The 16,457-nt window shown below is 74.4% G+C and carries 20 protein-coding genes; 5 read left to right on the plus strand and 15 right to left on the minus strand.

Annotated features, from left to right (window positions below):
• Positions 1-44 precede the first annotated feature (44 nt).
• The 6 genes from ACI799_RS03990 to ACI799_RS04015 form a co-directional block, all read right to left on the minus strand.
• Positions 45-956, minus strand: a complete 912-nt coding sequence (locus ACI799_RS03990; protein WP_456599591.1) for a lysophospholipid acyltransferase family protein — start codon at positions 954-956, stop codon at positions 45-47.
• Positions 949-2,055, minus strand: coding sequence for an NAD-dependent epimerase/dehydratase family protein (locus tag ACI799_RS03995; protein WP_456599590.1), 1,107 nt, complete (start codon positions 2,053-2,055; stop codon positions 949-951). Before ACI799_RS03995 ends, ACI799_RS03990 begins: the two co-directional genes overlap by 8 nt.
• 10 nt (positions 2,056-2,065) lie before the next feature.
• The gene (locus tag ACI799_RS04000) at positions 2,066-2,164 is read right to left on the minus strand and encodes a 30S ribosomal protein bS22 (protein ID WP_012854759.1); all 99 of its coding nucleotides are present in this window, start codon (positions 2,162-2,164) and stop codon (positions 2,066-2,068) included.
• A 378-nt stretch (positions 2,165-2,542) separates the two neighbouring features.
• Positions 2,543-2,896, minus strand: a complete 354-nt coding sequence (locus ACI799_RS04005; protein WP_456589141.1) for a helix-turn-helix domain-containing protein — start codon at positions 2,894-2,896, stop codon at positions 2,543-2,545.
• A gap of 330 nt (positions 2,897-3,226) precedes the next feature.
• The gene (gene proC / locus ACI799_RS04010; RefSeq protein ID WP_456612483.1) at positions 3,227-4,045 is read right to left on the minus strand and encodes a pyrroline-5-carboxylate reductase; all 819 of its coding nucleotides are present in this window, start codon (positions 4,043-4,045) and stop codon (positions 3,227-3,229) included.
• Complete coding sequence (locus tag ACI799_RS04015; protein ID WP_456612484.1) at positions 4,042-4,305, minus strand: hypothetical protein; 264 nt, start codon at positions 4,303-4,305, stop codon at positions 4,042-4,044. Before ACI799_RS04015 ends, proC begins: the two co-directional genes overlap by 4 nt.
• A 59-nt stretch (positions 4,306-4,364) precedes the next feature.
• Between ACI799_RS04015 and ACI799_RS04020 the strand changes: the two genes are divergently transcribed.
• Complete coding sequence (locus ACI799_RS04020) at positions 4,365-4,931, plus strand: type 1 glutamine amidotransferase domain-containing protein (protein ID WP_456589144.1); 567 nt, start codon at positions 4,365-4,367, stop codon at positions 4,929-4,931.
• 7 nt (positions 4,932-4,938) lie between these two features.
• Here ACI799_RS04020 and ACI799_RS04025 read toward each other — a convergent pair whose 3' ends face one another.
• Both ACI799_RS04025 and ACI799_RS04030 read right to left on the minus strand, forming a co-directional pair.
• Positions 4,939-5,736, minus strand: coding sequence for a hypothetical protein (locus tag ACI799_RS04025; protein WP_456596257.1), 798 nt, complete (start codon positions 5,734-5,736; stop codon positions 4,939-4,941).
• Positions 5,736-6,680, minus strand: coding sequence for a Ppx/GppA phosphatase family protein (locus tag ACI799_RS04030; protein WP_456589146.1), 945 nt, complete (start codon positions 6,678-6,680; stop codon positions 5,736-5,738). Before ACI799_RS04030 ends, ACI799_RS04025 begins: the two co-directional genes overlap by 1 nt.
• An 86-nt stretch (positions 6,681-6,766) precedes the next feature.
• Between ACI799_RS04030 and ACI799_RS04035 the strand changes: the two genes are divergently transcribed.
• Positions 6,767-7,585 (plus strand): hypothetical protein, encoded by an 819-nt coding sequence (locus ACI799_RS04035; RefSeq protein WP_456612485.1) that lies wholly within the window; start codon positions 6,767-6,769, stop codon positions 7,583-7,585.
• On the opposite strand, the gene ACI799_RS04040 is transcribed toward ACI799_RS04035, so the two are convergent.
• A complete protein-coding gene (locus ACI799_RS04040) occupies positions 7,469-8,572 on the minus strand; it encodes a helix-turn-helix domain-containing protein (protein ID WP_456599589.1) in 1,104 nt (367 codons plus the stop codon). The genes ACI799_RS04035 and ACI799_RS04040 overlap by 117 nt on opposite strands.
• 81 nt (positions 8,573-8,653) lie before the next feature.
• Between ACI799_RS04040 and ACI799_RS04045 the strand changes: the two genes are divergently transcribed.
• Together ACI799_RS04045 and ACI799_RS04050 are read left to right on the plus strand one after the other, a co-directional pair.
• Entirely contained in the window at positions 8,654-8,872 is a 219-nt protein-coding gene (locus ACI799_RS04045; RefSeq protein ID WP_456599588.1) for a hypothetical protein, read from the plus strand.
• Positions 8,873-8,882: 10 nt separating this feature from the next.
• Positions 8,883-9,071: a DUF3072 domain-containing protein gene (locus ACI799_RS04050; protein ID WP_456596253.1), complete on the plus strand. Its 189-nt coding sequence runs from the start codon at positions 8,883-8,885 to the stop codon at positions 9,069-9,071.
• Between the two features lie 65 nt (positions 9,072-9,136).
• Here ACI799_RS04050 and ACI799_RS04055 read toward each other — a convergent pair whose 3' ends face one another.
• Positions 9,137-9,826, minus strand: a complete 690-nt coding sequence (locus ACI799_RS04055) for a winged helix-turn-helix domain-containing protein (RefSeq protein WP_456589151.1) — start codon at positions 9,824-9,826, stop codon at positions 9,137-9,139.
• Positions 9,823-11,025, minus strand: a complete 1,203-nt coding sequence (locus tag ACI799_RS04060; protein ID WP_456599587.1) for a sensor histidine kinase — start codon at positions 11,023-11,025, stop codon at positions 9,823-9,825. The genes ACI799_RS04055 and ACI799_RS04060 overlap by 4 nt, the downstream gene beginning before the upstream one ends.
• A gap of 167 nt (positions 11,026-11,192) precedes the next feature.
• Here ACI799_RS04060 and phoU point away from each other — a divergent pair, with 167 nt between their 5' ends.
• Positions 11,193-11,861 (plus strand): phosphate signaling complex protein PhoU, encoded by a 669-nt coding sequence (phoU, locus tag ACI799_RS04065; protein ID WP_456589153.1) that lies wholly within the window; start codon positions 11,193-11,195, stop codon positions 11,859-11,861.
• A gap of 149 nt (positions 11,862-12,010) precedes the next feature.
• Here phoU and ACI799_RS04070 read toward each other — a convergent pair whose 3' ends face one another.
• From ACI799_RS04070 to mshA, 4 genes are all read right to left on the minus strand, one after another.
• Positions 12,011-12,769, minus strand: a complete 759-nt coding sequence (locus tag ACI799_RS04070) for a phosphoglyceromutase (protein ID WP_456589154.1) — start codon at positions 12,767-12,769, stop codon at positions 12,011-12,013.
• 191 nt (positions 12,770-12,960) lie between these two features.
• Entirely contained in the window at positions 12,961-14,553 is a 1,593-nt protein-coding gene (locus ACI799_RS04075; RefSeq protein ID WP_456589155.1) for an MFS transporter, read from the minus strand.
• Positions 14,550-15,095, minus strand: coding sequence for a YbjN domain-containing protein (locus ACI799_RS04080; protein ID WP_456596248.1), 546 nt, complete (start codon positions 15,093-15,095; stop codon positions 14,550-14,552). Before ACI799_RS04080 ends, ACI799_RS04075 begins: the two co-directional genes overlap by 4 nt.
• Positions 15,092-16,429: a D-inositol-3-phosphate glycosyltransferase gene (gene mshA, locus ACI799_RS04085; protein ID WP_456612486.1), complete on the minus strand. Its 1,338-nt coding sequence runs from the start codon at positions 16,427-16,429 to the stop codon at positions 15,092-15,094. The genes ACI799_RS04080 and mshA overlap by 4 nt, the downstream gene beginning before the upstream one ends.
• Positions 16,430-16,457 lie beyond the last annotated feature (28 nt).

The raw sequence follows: 16,457 nt of genomic DNA on the forward strand, positions 1-16,457 counted from the left end.
AGGGCACGCCCCGCGCGCTCGGCGCGGGCCCCTGACGAGGGCCTTCAGCTGAAGACGCTCCTGCGGCGCAGGAGCAGCTGGTAGAGCGAGTGCTGGATGGTCTCCCGCACCTGGTCGGTCAGGTTGAACACCAGCATCGGGTCCTCCGCGGCGGCCGGTCCGTAGGACGCCGTCTCGATCGGCGCCCCGAAGGCGATCAGCCACTTGGAGGGCAGCGGCACCAGGCCCAGCGGGCCCAGCAGCGGGAAGGTGGGGGTGATCGGGACGTACGGCAGGCCCAGCAGCCGCGCCGCGGTCCGGGCGTTCCCGATCATCGGGTAGATCTCCTCGGCGCCCACGATCGCGCAGGGGATGATCGGCGCCCCGGTGCGCAGTGCGGCGGACACGAAGCCACCCCGGCCGAACCGCTGCAGCGTGTACCGCTCCCGGAACGGCTTCCCGATGCCCTTGAAGCCCTCGGGGAAGACGCCCACCAGCTCGCCGCTGGTGAGCAGCCGCTCGGCGTCCTCGTTGCACGCCAGGGTCGCGCCGAACTTGCGGGCGAGCGCGCCCACGACCGGCAGCTCGAACACGAGGTCGGCACCGAGCAGCCGGAACCGGCGGTTCGCCGGGTGTTCGTCGTGCAGCGCCACGGTCGTCATGAGCGCGTCCACCGGCAGCGTGCCGGAGTGGTTGGCCACCACGAGCGCCCCGCTGTCGGCCGGCACGTTCTCCAGGCCGAAGGTCTCCACGCGGAACCACTTCTGGAACAGCGGGCGCAGCATGGGGAGCAGCACGTGATCGGCCAGGTCGGGGTCGAAGCCGAACTCGTCGGTCTCGTACTCGCCGGTGAGCCGCCGCTCCAGGAAGTCGATCCCGCCGACGACCTGCTCCTCCCAGCCCGGCGGTGCCGACGGCGCGGCCACGCGCGGCTCGTCCTCGTCGGGACGCAGCCGGATGACCCGGGCCTCAGGCATCGCGCACCGCCCGGAGGTCCGGCGCCGGTGGGGCCGGGCGCAGCCGCTGCTCGACGGCCGAGGCGGTGTCGCCGAGGCGGCCCAGCACCGAGCGCAGCCCCCCGCCGACCGCCCGGACCGCAGCGGGGTCCAGGAGCGGGGTGACCGTGCGCGCGTAGTCGGCGAGCGCCGCTGCCGTGCTGTAGCGAGGGGTGTAGCCGAAGGAGGTGCGCAGCACCGTGGTGTCCACCACCCGGCCGAAGTTGAGGAAGCGCATCTGCTCCGGGGAGTAGTCGACGAAACCGAACCGGCGCGAGAGGCGCCCGACCGACCCCAGCGCGGGTGAGGGGAGCGGCACCTCGACACGGCCGAGGCGGCGGATGGCCTGCGAGAGCAGCAGGGTGCCCTCGCCGCCCACGTTGACGGTGCCGACGAAGTCGCCCGCGGTGGCGCGGGTGAGCACCGCCAGCGCGTCGTCCTCGTGCAGCAGCTGCACGCGGGCGTCGTAGCCCAGGGCGGTGGGGACCAGCGGCATGCGCAGGAACCCGGTGAGCAGCGAGTCGATGCGCGGACCGATGAAGTTGGTGAAGCGCAGGACGGCCACGTCGACGTCGGGACGCCGGCGGCCGAAGGAGCGCACGTAGCCCTCGATGTCGACGCTGTCCTTGGCGAACCCGCCCGAGGGCACCTGCCGGGCCTGCATCGCCTCGGTGAACACGGCCGGGTCGCGGGAGGACGCGCCGTAGACGGCGCTGGTCGACTTCAGCACGAACCGGCGCACCGAGGGCGCCCGCTGGCAGGCCGCGAGCAGCTGCATCGTGCCGATGACGTTGAGCTCCTTCATCGGCACCCGTCCACCGGAGCCGGCGGGCGTCGAGCTGATGTTCATGTGCACGACGGTGTCGACCGACGCCGTCGCGATGACCTTGCCGATCAGCGGATTGCGGATGTCGGCCCGCACGAACTCGGTACGGCCCAACCGGCGCAGCATGGCCGGGGAGGGCGGGACGGTGTCCACGCCGATGACCCGCTGGATGCGCGGATCGGTGGCGAGCTCGGCCGCCAGCGCGCCGCCCAACCACCGGCTCACGCCGGTGACGAGGACGACCGCGGGCGGCACGAGCCTCAGCTCACTTCTTGTTGCGGCGCTGGACGCGCGTCTTCTTCAGCAGCTTGCGGTGCTTCTTCTTAGCCATCCGCTTACGCCGCTTCTTGATGACCGAACCCACGTGTGTGCTCCCGACTTCGTCGCTAGATGATCAGCTCGCACGCGACAGCGGGACCGCATCCCGGTGTCGCCCGGCGACCGAGCGTACCCGAGCCGCCCCGCGGTGACGCTGCAGCACGGTCACCCCCGGGCGACGCTGCGGCTGACGCCGTCATCCTCCGGGCGCCGTCGCGGGCGGCTGCCGGCCCTGTCGCGCAGAGCCGGCCCGCACCCCCACCCGGGAATCCCGGCAGGGTCACCAGGGCGACACCACAGCCGCGCGCCGGCTCCCGTCGGGTGGAGCCGGCCCTCGGCCCCGTCCGGAGACTCACCCCGAGCCCGCGAGGGGTGAGGAGGACGGGGCCCTCTCCCAGGCGACGACGTTGTCGCCGGCGCTCTCTCAGGCGATGTCGGTGTAGGCGTCGCGCAGGTAGTCCTGCACGGCGCGCTCGGGCACGCGGAACGAGCGGCCGACGCGCACGGCGGCGAGCTCACCGGCGTGGACCAGGCGGTACACGGTCATCTTGGAGACGCGCATCATCGAGGCGACCTCGGCGACGGTCAGGAAGGTGACGGCGGCGCGGGGGGCCGGGACGGCCGGGCGACCGATCGGCATGGCGGCCGGGTGCTGCGCGGGGACGGGGCGCCCCATGGCGGCGGCCGTCATCGGACGGCCCATCGGGCGGGGGACGGGCATCCCCGGACGGACGACGGTGGCGGCAGCGTGAGCGGCGTGGCGCTGGGGCATGGTCATGTCTTCGTCTCCGGAACCTAGCTCGTGTCGTGGCGCCGGCTTCCCCACCGGCAACTGAACACGCACGCGCTGGTACTGAGAGTAAGGGGGCGTGCGTGACGGAAGCGATGGTTGAAACGAACAGGCGGACCGGTCCGTCCTAGGCAGAACTACACCTATGCAACACGGTGCACACGCGTTTCGGCGCGTTTCGCGACACGGTGAGAACTCGGTGACGCAGCGTCGCCCATTTCCTCGCCTCCGTGCACTAGCGTGTTCGCCCGCTCACGCACCGTCCGGTCGATCTGTCGACTCGGGAAGGCGCCGGCACTGCGTCCTACCGGGTCGACGTCAGGACTTGTCGGCACCCAGCTCCACAGAACGGGCGTGCGCCGCCTCGATGGCCGCCATCAGCGCCGCACGGACGCCGTGCTTCTCCAGCTCCCGGATCGCGGCGATGGTCGTGCCGCCCGGGCTGGACACCGCCTCGCGCAGCTGGACGGGGTGCTCCCCCGAGTCGCGCATCATCACCGCCGCGCCCAGCGCCGTCTGCACGATGAGGTCGGCGGCCAGCGCGCGGGGCAGGCCCAGCAGGATGCCGGCGTCCACCATCGCCTCGACCAGGTAGAAGAAGTACGCCGGCCCGCTGCCCGACAGCGCGGTGACGGCGTCCTGCTGCGACTCCGGGACCCGGCGGACCTGCCCGACGGCGGCCAGCAGGGCCTCCGCCTCGTCCAGGTGCTCCTCACCCGCGTGCGCACCGGCTGACAGCACGCTCATGCCCTCGTCCACCAGCGCCGGGGTGTTCGGCATCACCCGCACCACCGGGACGCCGGGGGGCAGCGCGGCCTCGAGCCGCGCGGTGGGCACCCCCGCGGCGACCGAGACCACCAGGTGCCCGGTGTCGACGTGCTCGGTGACCAGGCCGAGGAGCGTGTCGATGTCCTGCGGCTTCACCGCGAGGAGGAGCACGCGCGCCCGGGCCGCGGCGTCGCCCAGCGACACCGCCGGCACGCCGTAGCGCCCGGTCAGCTCCGCGGCGCGCTCCGCGCTGCGCTCGACGACCAGGATCCCGTCGGCCCCGCCGCGCCGGACCAGGCCAGAGAGCAGCGCCTCACCGATCTTGCCGCCGCCGATGATCGCCAGGCCGCGGCGGCCGGTGGCCGTCACGACCGCCCACCCGCGACGGGCACCTGCGCGCGGACGGCGCAGCCGGCGGCCGGTAGGCGGCGGTCCTCGGTCGATTCTCCCCAGGGCATGACGTGCTCCCAGCTCTCGGGCGCGCGGCCGCTCCCGGCCGCGTGCTCTCCGGTGATGGCGATCGGTCGCGGATGGACGGACGCGACGGCCGGCCCCCCGTCGCCGGCCACCACGACGACCGGGCAGCGAGCGGGCCCACCGGGGAACCGGCGGCGCGGGTGGACGGGCACGCCCGAAACCGTAGTGCTCCGGCGTGTGCCGGCTCAGGGCGCCGGGTAGCGCCGCCGTCATGGCAGGAGAACTGGACGGGATGAGGGTGGCCGTGCTGGCCACCGACGGTGTGGAGCAGGTCGAGCTGGACCGGCCCTGGCAGGCGCTCGAGGAGGCCGGTGCCGAGCCGGAGCTGGTGTCGTTCTCGACCGGCACGATCACCGCCTACGACCACATCGACAAGGGCGAGCACCGCACGGTGGACACCGACCTCGGGTCGGCGGACCCGGACGACTACGCGGCGCTGGTCCTGCCGGGCGGCGTGATCAACGGCGACTTCGTGCGCGCCGACGCCGACGCGGTGACCTTCGTCAAGGCCTTCTTCGAGGCGGGGAAGCCGGTGGCGGCGATCTGCCACGCGCCCTGGGTGCTGATCGAGGCCGACGTGGTCCGCGGCCGGCGCATGACCTCCTGGCCGTCACTGCAGACCGACCTGCGCAACGCGGGCGCGAACTGGGTGGACGAGGAGGTCGTCGTCGACGGGAACCTGATCACCAGCCGCAAGCCCGACGACCTGGACGCGTTCGGGGCGGCGATCGTCGAGGAGTTCGCGGCCTCGCGCGACGCCGAGCCGGCCGACGCCTGACGGCGGATCAGGACGTCGCGAGGAGGGTGGCCGCCGGGGCGATGGTCAGCAGGGTTCCGGCGAACACCAGGACGGCGAGCAGCCGGGCGCCGACCGGCTCGGCGCCCTGGCGCTCCCGCCACACGTTGACCCCGCTCACCAGGCCGGCGACCGCGAGCGGGGCGAGGAAGACCGCCAGGTGGGGGATCATCTCCCACAGCACCGTGGCCGCGAAGTAGATGCCCACCCCGGCCGCGAGGGCGATGACCAGCTCGCCGGCGAACCGGAGCCAGGCCAGCGCGCTCTCCCGCGGGGTGACGTCCAGGTCGGCGTCCGGGTCGCCGGCCCGCACGACCGGGATCGGCCCGGTCGAGGGGACGCCGTCGCGGGACGACTTCTCGGTGGCCGGCGCGTCGGTGACCGATGCCTCGCGGGCGGGCCGGCGCGTGGCCGTGCGCTGCGCGCCGGCGGCCTCGGCGGGCCGCCGCAACGGCGGCACCGGACCCGAGGGGTGCGGCACCCCGGGCTTGCGGTCCGGCCGCAGGCCGGGGATCGCGGCGGTCACCGGGTCGGCGGCCCGGCCCGACGCCCGGGCCCCGTGACTGCGCGCCGGGGCCGGCTCCGGCAGCTGCATGTCGCTGCGCCGCCGGCCGTACCCGGAGCGGTCGGCACCGGCGTCGGCGCGGCGCTGGCGGATCCCGGTGTCGTCCTCGTCCTCGACGCGGCGACGGCGGGCGGTGCGGGCGGCGGACTCGATTCCTGCCTCCCGCAGGATCTCGGCGAGCGAGCGACCTCCCGTGTCCGGGTTCCAGTCCGGCTCGGCCATCACGCGCCTCCCAACGAGTCCAGCCTGCGCAGGATGACTCCCTCGCGCAGCGCCCACGGACAGATCCGCACGGACGGTACGTCGAGCGCACGCAGAGTAGCGGCAGCCACGACCGCACCGGCGGGAACCTGGTGCGCCCGCGCGGCGGACACGCCCGGCAGCTCGGCCAGCGCCGACGAGCCGATGCGCGAGACGAAGCCGACCAGCTGACCCAGCCCGGTCGCGGTCAGCTCCCGGGGGACGCGCAGCCCGGCGCCCGACGGCGCGGCCCCGGCGAGCCGGGCGAGGGTGCGGAAGGTCTTGCTCGTGGCGGCCACCAGGTCCGGCGGACCGGCCGCGGCGATCTTCTCCGCCGCCGGCCCGAGCAGGTCGGCGGCGTGCGCAGCGAGCTCGTCCAGGGCTGCGAGGTCGGGGCGTCCACCCTCCTCCGCCCGGGGCAGGAACCGCCGCGTCATCCGACCCGCCCCCAGGGGGAGGGAGAGGGCCACCTCGGGGTCCTCGTCGATGCCCGCGGCGAGCTCCAGGGAGCCCCCGCCGATGTCGAGCACCAGCAGCCGGCCGGCGCTCCAGCCGAACCAGCGCCGGACGGCGAGGAAGGTCAGCCGCGCCTCCTCCTCGCCGCTGAGCACCTGCAGCTCCACACCGGTGCGCCGCTGGACCCGGTCCAGCACCTCCAGGCCGTTGGCCGCCTCGCGGATGGCCGAGGTGACCAGCGCCATGAACTCGTCGCAGCGCTGCGCCTCCGCCTGCGCGCGGGCGTCCTGCACCGCCTGGAGGAGCGCCTTCTCCCCCGCCTTGGACAGCACGTCGTCGGGCCCCACGTGCTCGGCCAGCCGGAGCACCGACCTGTCGTCGTGCATCGGCGTGGGGTGCGCACCGCGGTGGGCGTCCACCACCAGCAGATGCACGGTGTTCGATCCGACGTCCAGCACACCCAACCGCATGCGAGCGATTCTGCCTGGCCCCCTCCAGAGGCTCGCGCCGAGCGGAGCGAGGCGTGCGGACGCGGAGGGCCTTCTAGGCTGGCCCGGTGCGAAACGAGCCTCCCGACGAGGTCGACCCGGACTTCCCCCGCGAGTGGGTGGAGTTCCCCGATCCCGCCGACCCCGAGCACGTCGTCCGGGCGGACCTGACCTGGCTGACGTCGGCGTGGACGTGCGTCTTCGGCCGGGGCTGCGCGGGCGTCGTCGAGGGCCGGGCGGACGACGGCTGCTGCAGCCACGGGGCCTTCTTCACCGACGAGGACGACCTGCACCGGGTGACCGCCGCGGTGGCCGACCTCACCGGCGAGGACTGGCAGCTCGCCCCGGTCGGGCGCGGCGCGTGGACCGAGGAGGACGGCGCCGACGACGAGGACGCCACCCGGTCGCTCCGGACCCGCGTGGTGGACGGCGCCTGCGTCTTCCTGAACCGGCCGGGGTTCTCCGGCGGCACGGGGTGCGCGCTGCACCGGATGGCGCTGCGCACCGGCCTGCACCCCCTCACCACCAAGCCGGACGTGTGCTGGCAGCTGCCGGTCCGCCGCGAGCAGGAGCACGTGGACCGCCCCGACGGCACGCGGGTGCTGGTCTCGACGATCGGTGAGTTCGACCGGCGCGGGTGGGGGCCCGGCGGTGCCGACCTGCACTGGTGGTGCACCGGCTCCCCGACGGCGCACGTCTCCCCCGAGCCGCTGGTCGAGACCTACGCCGCGGAGCTGGTCGCGCTGCTCGGGGCGCCGGCCTACGAGGAACTACGCCGGCTGGCCGAGCTCCGGCTCGACCTGGGCCTGATCGCCCCGCACCCCGCCAGCCCGGCGCTCGCCGGGCCGGTACCCCTCCAGCTGCACCGGCGGCGCCCCGACGCGTGACGCCCCGCCGGTCCGGAAGGTCTGCCGGTAGGAGCGCGGGGAGACCCCGCGCCGGCGGGCGAACTGCTCGCGGAGCCCGGCGGCGGTCCCGAAGCCCACCAGCCGGGCGATCTCCTCGACGGGCGCATCGCTGTTCTCCAGCAGCTCCTCGGCCGCCGCCAGCCGCTGCGCGAGCACCCAGGCGTGCGGCGTCGTCCCGGTCGTGGCCTTGAACCGCCGGGCGAAGCTGCGCGGGCTCATCAGGGCCCGGCGCGCCAGGACGTCGACCGACAGGTCCTCGGCGAGGTGCCGACCGGCCCACTCCAGGACGACGCCCAGCAGGTCGTCGGAGCAGGCGGGGACCGGGGCGTCGACGAACTGCGCCTGACCGCCGTCGCGGTGCGGTGGGACGACCATCTCCCGGGCGAGCGCGTTCGCTGCTGTCGCGCCCCACTCGCGGCGCACCAGGTGCAGCAGCGCGTCGACGCCGGCCGCCGTCCCCGCACCGGTGATCACCTGCCCGTTGTCGACGTAGAGGACGGCAGGGTCGACGTCGAGAGCGGGGAACCGCGCGGCGAGCTCCCCGGCGTACTTCCAGTGCGTGGTCACCCGCCGCCCGTCCAGCAGGCCGGCGGCGGCGAGCACGAAGGCCCCGGTGCAGTGGCTCACCAGGATCGCGCCGCGGGCGGCAGCGGCCCGCAGCGCGTCCAGCAGCTCCGCCGAGGGGTCCTCCTCGAACACCTCCCAGGCGGTGATCAGCACGATGCCGGAGCGCTCCAGGCGGTCGAGGCCCTGCTCGACGACGATCGGGATGCCGGTGTCGGTACGGAGCACGCCGGGCCGCTCGGTGACCAGCGCGAAGTCGAAGACGGGCAGGCCGAGGGCGCGGCGGTCGTAGCCGAACACCTCGGCGGCGACCCCCACCCCGAAGCTGCCGACGAGACCGTCGGCCACGACGGCGCTGACGACGACGGGAACGGCGCCGGTGCCGGGCGCGGTGCTGGGCATGCGCAGATGATGGCAGAAACCATGCGATGTCGGTCGTTCCTGCCACTCGTCCCGCCGGCCCGACCGGCGCAGGCTGCCGGCATGCTGCTGATCACCTGCCCCGTCACCCGCTCCGACGAGCTGGTCGCCGACCGGCGGATCCGGTCGGTCACCAACCACCCGACGCACATCGCGCTGCACGTCGAGTGCCCCGCCTGCGGCGCCGTGCACGCGTACCGGACCGGCCGCCGCTGGGAGGCCGCCCGGGCCGCGCGCACCGCCGCACCCGCCCGGGAGGCGAGGGAGCTGCACCCGGCCTAGCATCGAACACATGAGCGAACCGAACGCCGCGGACCAGACCACCGAGAAGGACCCGGACGAGTGGGTCACCGGTGACGAGCCCGCCACGGGCGCGCAGAAGAGCTACCTCGAGACGCTCGCCCGGGGCACCGACGAGGAGATCCCGGAGGACATCTCGAAGGCCGACGCCTCGAAGAAGATCGACGACCTGAAGTCGTAGGACCCCGGCCCCGTCCCGGGTCCCACCCCGAGCGTGCGAGGGGTGGGGAGGACGGGTGTCCTTCCTCAGGCCTCCAGCTTGTAGCCCAGACCCCGCACCGTCAGCAGGTACTTCGGGTTCGCGGGGTCGGGCTCGAGCTTGGCCCGCAGCCGCTTCACGTGGACGTCGAGGGTCTTGGTGTCGCCGACGTAGTCCGACCCCCACACCCGGTCGATGAGCTGGGCCCGCGTGAGCACCCGGCCGGCGTTGCGGAGCAGGAACTCCAGCAGGTCGAACTCCTTCAGCGGGAGGGCGACCTGTTCCCCGTCGACCGCGACGACGTGCCGCTCGACGTCCATCCGGACCGGCCCGGCGGTCAGCACCCCGCCCTCGACGGGCGCCGCCTCCGCGGCCTCGCCCCGGCGGCGCAGCACCGCGCGGATGCGCGCGACCAGTTCGCGCGCCGAGTACGGCTTGGTCACGTAGTCGTCGGCACCGAGCTCGAGGCCGACGACCTTGTCGATCTCGGCGTCCTTCGCGGTGAGCATGATGATCGGCACGTTGCCGCGGGACCGCAGCGCCCGGCAGACCTCGGTGCCCGGCAGGCCGGGGAGCATCAGGTCGAGCAGCACGATGTCGGCGCCGCCGCGGTCGTACTCCTCCAGCGCATCGGGCCCGGTGGCGGCCACGACGGTCTCGAAGCCCTCCCGCCGCAGCATGTAGGACAGGGCGTCGGAGAAGGACTCCTCGTCCTCGACGACCAGGACTCGGCTCATGGGGTCTCGCTCTCCAGTTTCTGCGTTGCGGGGACGGACGACTCCGCCGCCGGGTTCTCGGCGGGGCCGGCGAGCGGGATGCGCAGGGTGAACGTCGAGCCCAGCCCTTCCTCGCTCCAGACGGTCACCGAACCACCATGGTTGCTGGCGACGTGCTTGACGATGGCCAGGCCCAGACCGGTTCCCCCGGTGCTGCTGGCGCGGGACTGGTCCACCCGGTAGAAGCGCTCGAACACCCGGTGCCGGTCCGCGCGCGGGATGCCGATGCCGCTGTCGGTGACGGCGATCTCCGCGAACCCCGACCGCGCCCGGGCGGCGACCGCGACCCGGCTCCTGCCCTCGCTGTAGGCCACCGCGTTGGCCAGCAGGTTGGTCACCGCCGTGACCAGCTGGCTCTCCACCCCGCGCACCACCAGCCCATGCTGCCCGCCGACCACGATCTCCAACTCCTTGGCGCGGGCGGCGGTGCGTGTGCGGTCGACCGCCTCGCCGAGCACCCGGTCGACCTCCACGGGCACCAGGTCGGGCAGCGGCTCGCCGCCCTGCAGCCGGGAGAGGTCGATCAGCTCCCGCACCAGCCGACCCAGCCGGTCGGCCTCGTGGGTGATCCGGGCCGCGAAGCGCTGCACCGCCTCGGGGTCGTCGGCCGCCCCCTCGATGGCCTCGGCGAGGAGGGCCAGCGCCCCCACCGGCGTCTTGAGCTCGTGCCCCACGTTCGCGACGAAGTCGCGGCGCACCGCCTCCACCCGCCGCGCCTCGGTGACGTCCTGGAGCACCAGCGCGACCGGGCCGGGCGGCGGGGTCGTGCCGCCGTCGAGGCGCACGCCGTGCACACCGACCAGCCGCGGCCCCCCGCCGACCACGTCACCGGGCAGCCGGACGTCCACGCGGCGGGAGCCCCCGCCGCGCACCGCCCGGGCGAGCGTCAGCAGCTCGGGCACCAGCAGCCGGGTGCCCCGCACGATGCCCAGCGCCCGGGCCGCCGGGTTGGCCAGCAGCACGGCGTCGTCGATGCCGACCACCACGACCGCCGGATCCATCAGCTCCACCAACCGCCGAGCCAGCACGTCCTCGGGCAGCGCGACGGCCGCCCCGTCGAGGGGGCGGCGCCCCAGCTCGCGGCCGGAACGGAGGATGATGGCGGCGGCCACCACCCCACCCAGGAGGAGGCCGACCACCAGGGCGACCAGTGGACTCACGGCCCAGATGCTAGGTGTGCCTGGGCCGGGCACCATGATCCGGCAAGAGGTTCACCGCTCGGACGGGTCAGTGTTCACCGGCGATAGGGCCGGAGTTCACCCCACAGCGGCCGGAACGGTCCCCGGCGCGCCTACCGTCGCCGGGGAATCACGACGAGAGGACGACCGTGCGGGACACTTACCACGAGGAACTCGAAGACATCAACACCTGCCTGGTGGAGATGGCCAACTCCGTGGGCTCGCAGATGAGCACCGCCACGACGGCACTCCTCGACGCCGACGTCGCCCTGGCCGACCGGGTCATCGCCGGCGACGACCAGATCGACGCCACCCGGGAGAGCATCGAGCAGCGCACGTTCACCCTGCTCGCCCGCCAGCAGCCGGTGGCCGGCGACCTGCGGACCATCACGGCGGCCATGCGGATCGTCGCCGACCTCGAGCGCATGGGCGACCTCGCCGCGCACATCGCCAAGGTGGCGCGCATGCGGTTCCCCGACCACGCGGTGCCGCAGGAGGTGCGCCCGTCCTTCCTGGAGGCCGGCAACGTGGCCGAGCTGCTCATCGCGAAGACGGCGACGGTGATCGCGAAGCGGGACATCGAGGCGGCGCGGGAGCTGGAGACCGACGACGACGCGATGGACCAGATCCACCGCGGCCTGTTCCGCCAGCTGCTGAGCGAGACCTGGCCGCACGGCATCGAGTCGGCCATCGACATCACGCTGCTGGGTCGCTACTACGAGCGCTTCGCCGACCACGCGGTCAGCGTGGCCCGGCGGGTCTGCTACCTGGTCACCGGCGAGCGCTGGGAGTCCGAGGCGACCGCATCGTCGTCCTGACGAACGGCACCGCGGTCTGGAGCCGCTCCCTGCTGGGCTGAGCCCGGCGCTGCCGACTTCCCGGGGACTTCCCCGGGTTCCCCCTCCGTCGCAGCGCCCGCAGGGGGCGGCTCCCGCGCTTCCTCACCGACCCCTGCGGGGCCGGCCCGTCAGCGCTTGCCCTGGTTCTTGACGGCTTCGATGGCGGCCGCCGCGGCGTCGGGGTCGAGGTACTCGCCGCCCGGCTTCACCGGCCGCAGGTCGTCGTCGAGGTCGTAGCGGAGCGGCACCCCGGTCGGGATGTTGAGGCCGACGACCTCGTCCTTCCCCATGTCGTCGAGGTGCTTCACCAGCGCGCGCAGGCTGTTGCCGTGGGCGGCGACCAGCACGGTCTTCCCCAGCCGCAGGTCCGGCACGATCGCGTCGTACCAGTACGGCAGCATCCGGACGACGACGTCGGCCAGGCACTCGGTCGCCGGGCGCGCCTCCGGCGGGAGGAACGAGTAACGGGCGTCGCCGTCCTGGCTGTACTCGCTGCCCGGCTCGATCGGCGGCGGCGGGGTGTCGTAGGAGCGGCGCCAGGTCATGAACTGCTCCTCGCCGTACTCGGCGAGCGTGGCGGCCTTGTCCTTGCCCTGCAGCGCCCCGTAGTGCCGCTCGTTCAGCCGCCAGGAGCGCTGCACCGGGATCCACTGCCGGTCGGCCTCGTGCAGCGCCAGCTCAGCGGTCATGATCGCCCGGCGCAGCAGCGAGGTGTGCGAGACGTCGGGCAGCAGCCCGTGCTCGGCCATCAGCCGTCCGCCGCGGGCAGCCTCCTCGCGCCCCTTCTCCGTGAGCGGCACGTCCACCCAGCCGGTGAAGAGGTTGGCCTTGTTCCACTCGCTCTCGCCGTGGCGGAGCAGCACCAGGGTTCCCGTCGAGGTCGTCACGGCGATCATCCTGCCCGACGCCGCCGCCACGGGCAGCAGGGCCGTCAGGCCAGGGCCAGCTCCCGCTCGCCGTCGCGCGCCCAGCACACCGCCGCGGTGACCTCCTCGCTGCCCGTGGGCACGGCGAGGGCCGCGCCGCGGCCGGGCACCGGTGCGGCGCACCCTCGTCAACACTCCGTTGCGCTATCGGGTCACTGCGTGGCCGAGGACACCCGTCTCGGCCGGCCCGGCAGCCAGAGCAGCACCACCACCGCCGCGACGAGGGTCGCGGCCGCCGTCCCGATGGCCGTCAGGTGCATCGCCGTGACGAACGCCTCCCGGGCGGGCTCGATCACCGCGGTCGCGGCCCGCGCGACCTCCGGCGTCCCCTCGGCCTGCGCCCGGCGCACGGCGTCCAGCGTGGCGACGACCGACTGCCGGGCGTCGTCGCGCGCACCGGCCGGGAGCCCGTCGGCCACGGACCCCAGCTGTGCGGAGTAGGTGGCGGCCAGCAGGGAGCCCAGGATCGCGACGCCCAGGGCGCCGCCCACCTGCCGCACCGAGTTGTTGACCGCGGCACCGGCGCCGGCCTTCTCCCGCGGCACCACGGACATGATCGACTCGGTCGCGGGGGCCATGACCGCGCCCATGCCGAGCCCCTGCACGGAGAGCACCACCAGCAGCAGCCAGACGGGGGAGGTGAGGTCGAGCAGCTGCACCCCGAGGAACGACAGGGTGATGAGCAGGAAGCCGGTCGCGCAGACGGCCTTGGCCCCGAACCGCTCGGCCAGCCCGGAGCTGCGGGGCGCCATGAGCGCCATGCCGAGCGCGACCGGGATCAGCGCCGCGCCGCTCTGCAACGGCGAGTAGCCGCGCGCGCCCTGCAGGTAGAACACCAGGTAGAACGTCGCGCCGAGGAGCGCGAAGAAGTTCAGGCCGAGGGCTGCTGCGGCGGCGGAGAAGGCCGGGTTGCGGAACAGCGAGACGTCGAGCGCGGGGTGGGCCGACCGGCGCTGCAGCCAGACGAAGACGGCCAGCAGGACCAGACCGCCGAGCAGGGGTACGAGGACGCCCGGCGTCGTCCACCCCGCTCCCCCGCCGCCGTGGATGATGCCGTAGACGAGGCCGGCGAGCGCGACGATCGACAGCAGCACGCCCGGCACGTCCAGCCGGCCGGGGTTTGGGTCCCTCGACTCCGGGACGAAGGCGAGCACGGCGACGATGCCCAGCGCCGCCACGGGGACGCCGACGAGGAAGACCGCGCCCCACCAGAAGTGCTCCAGGACCGCGCCCCCGGCCAGCGGGCCGCCGGCGACGGCGATCCCGGCCGTCCCCGCCCAGACGCCGATGGCGCGCCCGCGCTCGCGGGGCGGGAAGACGTTGGTGATGACCGCCAGCGTCGTCGGCTGGACCGCCGCCCCGCCGATGCCCATCACCGCCCGCCAGGCGATGAGCTCCAGGGGGCTGTCGCTCAGCGCGGCGAACACCGACCCCACGGCGAAGATGCCCAGCCCGATCAGCAGCACCCGCCGGCGGCCGATCCGGTCGCCGATGACGCCCCAGGTGAACAGCAGGCCGGCGAACACGAGGATGTAGGCGTCGACGACCCACTGGAGCTCGCCCTGGCTGGCCTCCAGCTCCCGCTGCAGCGTCGGGAGGGCGACGTTGAGGATCGTGTTGCCCATGATCACCACGAGCAGGCAGACGGTCATGGTGGCCAGCACCCACCACCGGCGGGCGTAGCCGGGCCCCGCGCCCTCGCCGGGTGCCTCGGCACCCGGCTGCGACCTGTCCGTCGCCGTCACGCCCCGGGCGCCGGGTCGGCGCCCCGCCCTCCCGCGGCCGGGCGGCGCGAGGGGTCGGCGAAGGCCGCGAACGCCTCCAGGTTGCGCAGCGACTCCCCGCGCTTGACCCGCCACTCCCACTCGCGGCGGATCGACGTGCCGAACCCGATCTCGAGCATGGTGTTGAAGTGGTCGTCGGCGTAGCTGAGGACCGCCCCGAGGAGCCGGTCGAGCTCCTCGGGCGTGACGGCGGCGTGCGGCAGCCGGCCGGTCAGGTACACGTCGCCGACGGAGTCGATCGAGTACGAGACGCCGTACATGCGGGCGTTGTGCTGCAGCAGGTAGGTCCACAGCTGCTCGCGGTTCTCGTCGGGCTGGCGGCAGACGAACGCCTCCACGCGCAGCGCGTGGTCCCCGACGATGAGCCCGCAGACCGTCTTCAGCTTCTTCGTCCCCGGCAGCTCCACGAGCCACGTGCCCGGCCTCGGGTGCTCGTGCACCAGCTCGCTGTCGCGCAGGGTCCGGTCGATGACGGCGTCGAGCTCCTCGATCGTCCGGTTCACCGCGCGACCCCCATCCCGGGCAGGGCCCGCAGCGGCCCACCCCGGCGGTCGCGCACCGGGCGGGCCGGCGGCGCCGCCATGTCGGCGGCCGCGGCGACGTAGGCGTCGACGAGCGCCTCGGCGGTGCGGTCCCAGGAGAAGCCGGCCGCGTGCCGGCCGGCGCCCGCGGCCAGCAGCTCCCGGCGGGCGAGGACCGAGCGCACCGCGGCGGCGTAGTCGTCGGCCCGGTGGCCGTCGACCAGCACACCGGAGACACCGTCGCGCACCGCCGTCGGCAGGCCGCCCACGGCCGCCGCGACGACGGGGGTGCCGCAGGCCTGCGACTCCAGCGCCACCAGGCCGAAGGACTCGTTGTGGCTGGGGACGACCGTCACGTCCGCGGCCCGGTAGAACTCGGCCAGCCGCGCGGGGGGCTGCGGCGCGTGGAAGCGGACGACGTCGCCGATGCCCAGCGAGCGGGCCAGCTGCTCGAGCTGCCGGGGAGCGTCCAGGCCCGTGCCGCTGGGCGCACCGACCACGTGCACCTGCAGCCGGGAGCGCAGCGCCGGGTCGTCGGCCAGCAGGCGGGCCGCGGTGTGCAGCAGCACGTCGGGAGCCTTGAGCGGCTGGATGCGCCCGACGAACAGCAGCACGACGGCGTCGTCCGGGACGCCGATCGTGCGGCGGGCCGCCGCCCGGCTGTCCGGCCGGAACCGGTCGAGGTCGACCCCCGGCGGGACGACGAGGGTGCGCGCGGGGTCCGCGCCGTAGAGGCGCACCAGCTGGCGGGCCTCCTCGTCGGTGTTGGCGATCAGCCGGTCGGCCTCGGCCACCACCTGCTCCTCCCCGATCACGCGGGCGCGGGGCTCGGGGCGGTCGCCCGCGGCCAGCGCCTCGTTCTTGACCTTGGCCAGGGTGTGCGCGGTGTGCACCAGCGGCACCCCCCAGCGGTCGCGGGCCAGCCAGCCGACCTGCCCGGAGAGCCAGTAGTGCGAGTGCACGACGTCGTAGTGGCCCGGCTCGTGCTGGGCCTCCGCGCGCAGCACCGCGGCCGTGAACGCGCAGAGCTGGGCGGGCAGCTCCTCCTTGCCCAGGCCCTCGAACGGCCCGGCGCTGACGTGCCGCACGGTGACGCCGGGGGTCACCTCCACCACCGGGGGCAGCTCGCTGGAGGTGGCGCGGGTGAAGACGTCGACCTCGATGCCCTGGGCGGCCAGCCGGCGCGACACCTCGACGATGTAGACGTTCATGCCGCCGGCATCACCGGCACCGGGCTGGTCCAGCGGGCTGGTGTGCACCGACAGCGTCGCCACGCGCGCCGGGCGGCCGGCCCGGGGGAAGCGGCGAGCGGGCACGAGGGACCTCCGCTCTGCTCTGCGAGGG

Source organism: Blastococcus sp. SYSU DS0753, from assembly GCF_054051175.1.